This is a genomic window from Avibacterium endocarditidis (genome assembly GCF_002921145.1).
Taxonomy (GTDB): Bacteria; Pseudomonadota; Gammaproteobacteria; order Enterobacterales; family Pasteurellaceae; genus Avibacterium; species Avibacterium endocarditidis.
The window spans coordinates 1-3,185 of the sequence record NZ_PQVI01000010.1 but is presented as its reverse complement, the minus strand read 5'-3'; the positions used below and the strand labels follow the sequence as shown (position 1 = coordinate 3,185).

At 49.2% G+C, this 3,185-nt stretch carries 1 rRNA gene; it reads left to right on the top strand.

The features are described 5' to 3' along the window. The first annotated feature begins 173 nt into the window (after positions 1-173). A 23S ribosomal RNA gene (locus C3Z13_RS01355) occupies positions 174-3,072 on the top strand. Positions 3,073-3,185 lie beyond the last annotated feature (113 nt).

The window sequence follows — 3,185 nt, the reverse complement described above, 5'->3', positions numbered from 1 at the left end:
TAAAAACAAGCTGAAAACTGAAGAGACTTTCAAGCTGATGGGGGAGTGGTAATCGTGATAGAGCCATTTTCTTATTAAATTGAAAAAGTCTGAGTAAAAGGCTTACTTGAACAAAAGCAAGTAAGCGTTCTCAACGAGAGAACAACTTCGGGGAAAAATCCTTGAGGTTGTATAGTTAAGTGAGAAAGCGTACAGGGCGGATGCCTTGGCAATCAGAGGCGAAGAAGGACGTGCTAATCTGCGAAAAGCGTGGGTGAGTTGATAAGAAGCGTTTAACCCACGATGTCCGAATGGGGAAACCCGATAGGCGAAGAGCCTATCATTACTAGGTGAATAAAATAGCCTCGTAAGGCGAACCGGGAGAACTGAAACATCTAAGTACCCCGAGGAAAAGAAATCAACCGAGATTCTGTGAGTAGCGGCGAGCGAAAGCGGAGGAGCCAGTAAGTGATAGCATGTGATTTAGGAGAATTAGCTGGGAAGCTAAGCGACACAGGGTGATAGCCCCGTATCTAAAAAATCGCGTGTGGTACTAAGCTTACGAAAAGTAGGGCGGGACACGAGGAATCCTGTTTGAAGATGGGGGGACCATCCTCCAAGGCTAAATACTCCTGATTGACCGATAGTGAACCAGTACTGTGAAGGAAAGGCGAAAAGAACCCCGGTGAGGGGAGTGAAATAGAACCTGAAACCCTGTACGTACAAGCAGTGGGAGCCCGAAAGGGTGACTGCGTACCTTTTGTATAATGGGTCAGCGACTTATATTTTGTAGCGAGGTTAACTGAATAAGGGAGCCGAAGGGAAACCGAGTCTTAACTGGGCGTTTAGTTGCAAGGTATAGACCCGAAACCCGGTGATCTAGCCATGGGCAGGTTGAAGGTTGGGTAACACTAACTGGAGGACCGAACCGACTAATGTTGAAAAATTAGCGGATGACCTGTGGCTGGGGGTGAAAGGCCAATCAAACCGGGAGATAGCTGGTTCTCCCCGAAATCTATTTAGGTAGAGCCTTGAGCGGACACCTTTGGGGGTAGAGCACTGTTTCGGCTAGGGGCCCATCCCGGGTTACCAAACCGATGCAAACTCCGAATACCAAAGAGTGATACTCAGGAGACACACGGCGGGTGCTAACGTCCGTCGTGGAGAGGGAAACAACCCAGACCGCCAGCTAAGGTCCCAAAATCTATATTAAGTGGGAAACGAAGTGGGAAGGCTTAGACAGCTAGGATGTTGGCTTAGAAGCAGCCACCATTTAAAGAAAGCGTAATAGCTCACTAGTCGAGTCGGCCTGCGCGGAAGATGTAACGGGGCTAAAATATAGTACCGAAGCTGCGGCATCAGTAGCAATACTGTTGGGTAGGGGAGCGTTGTGTAAGCGGAAGAAGGTGATTTGAGAGGATTGCTGGACGTATCACAAGTGCGAATGCTGACATAAGTAACGATAAAACGGGTGAAAAACCCGTTCGCCGGAAGACCAAGGGTTCCTGTCCAACGTTAATCGGGGCAGGGTGAGTCGGCCCCTAAGGCGAGGCTGAAAAGCGTAGTCGATGGGAAACGGGTTAATATTCCCGTACTTGGATAAACTGCGATGTGGGGACGGAGTAGGTTAGGTTAGCGTACTGTTGGAGATGTACGTTTAAGTTGGTAGGTGGGTGGACTAGGCAAATCCGGTTCACTGTAAACACTGAGAGATGATGACGAGGCACTAAGGTGCTGAAGTAATTGATACCACACTTCCAGGAAAAGCCACTAAGCTTCAGGTTTATCTAAACCGTACTGAAAACCGACACAGGTGGTCAGGTAGAGAATACTCAGGCGCTTGAGAGAACTCGGGTGAAGGAACTAGGCAAAATAGCACCGTAACTTCGGGAGAAGGTGCGCTGGCGTAGTGTGAAGTTCTTTGCGAATGGAGCATGAACCAGTCGAAGATACCAGCTGGCTGCAACTGTTTATTAAAAACACAGCACTCTGCAAACACGAAAGTGGACGTATAGGGTGTGATGCCTGCCCGGTGCTGGAAGGTTAATTGATGGTGTAATCGAAAGAGAAGCTCCTGATCGAAGCCCCAGTAAACGGCGGCCGTAACTATAACGGTCCTAAGGTAGCGAAATTCCTTGTCGGGTAAGTTCCGACCTGCACGAATGGCATAATGATGGCCAGGCTGTCTCCACCCGAGACTCAGTGAAATTGAAATCGCCGTGAAGATGCGGTGTACCCGCGGCTAGACGGAAAGACCCCGTGAACCTTTACTATAGCTTGACACTGAACCTTGAATTTTGATGTGTAGGATAGGTGGGAGACTGTGAAGCGGTAACGCCAGTTATCGTGGAGTCGTTGTTGAAATACCACCCTTTAACGTTTGATGTTCTAACGAAGTGCCTGAAACGGGTACTCGGACAGTGTCTGGTGGGTAGTTTGACTGGGGCGGTCTCCTCCCAAAGCGTAACGGAGGAGCACGAAGGTTTGCTAATGACGGTCGGACATCGTCAGGTTAGTGCAATGGTATAAGCAAGCTTAACTGCGAGACAGACAAGTCGAGCAGGTGCGAAAGCAGGTCATAGTGATCCGGTGGTTCTGAATGGAAGGGCCATCGCTCAACGGATAAAAGGTACTCCGGGGATAACAGGCTGATACCGCCCAAGAGTTCATATCGACGGCGGTGTTTGGCACCTCGATGTCGGCTCATCACATCCTGGGGCTGAAGTAGGTCCCAAGGGTATGGCTGTTCGCCATTTAAAGTGGTACGCGAGCTGGGTTTAGAACGTCGTGAGACAGTTCGGTCCCTATCTGCCGTGGGCGTTGGAGAATTGAGAGGGGCTGCTCCTAGTACGAGAGGACCGGAGTGGACGCATCACTGGTGTACCAGTTGTCTCGCCAGAGGCACTGCTGGGTAGCTAAATGCGGAAGAGATAAGTGCTGAAAGCATCTAAGCACGAAACTTGCCTTAAGATGAGTTCTCCCTGACTTAGAGTCAGTAAGGGTTGTTGGAGACTACGACGTAGATAGGCTGGGTGTGTAAGCGGTGTGAGCCGTTGAGCTAACCAGTACTAATTGCCCGAGAGGCTTAACTATACAACACTCAAGGGTTTTGGCTTGTTTTTGTTGAAGAAGTGAAGAAGAAATAGAAAAGACATAAAGAATAGAAAGAATCTAAAGAATTATCTTGGCGGCGCTAGTGCAGTGGA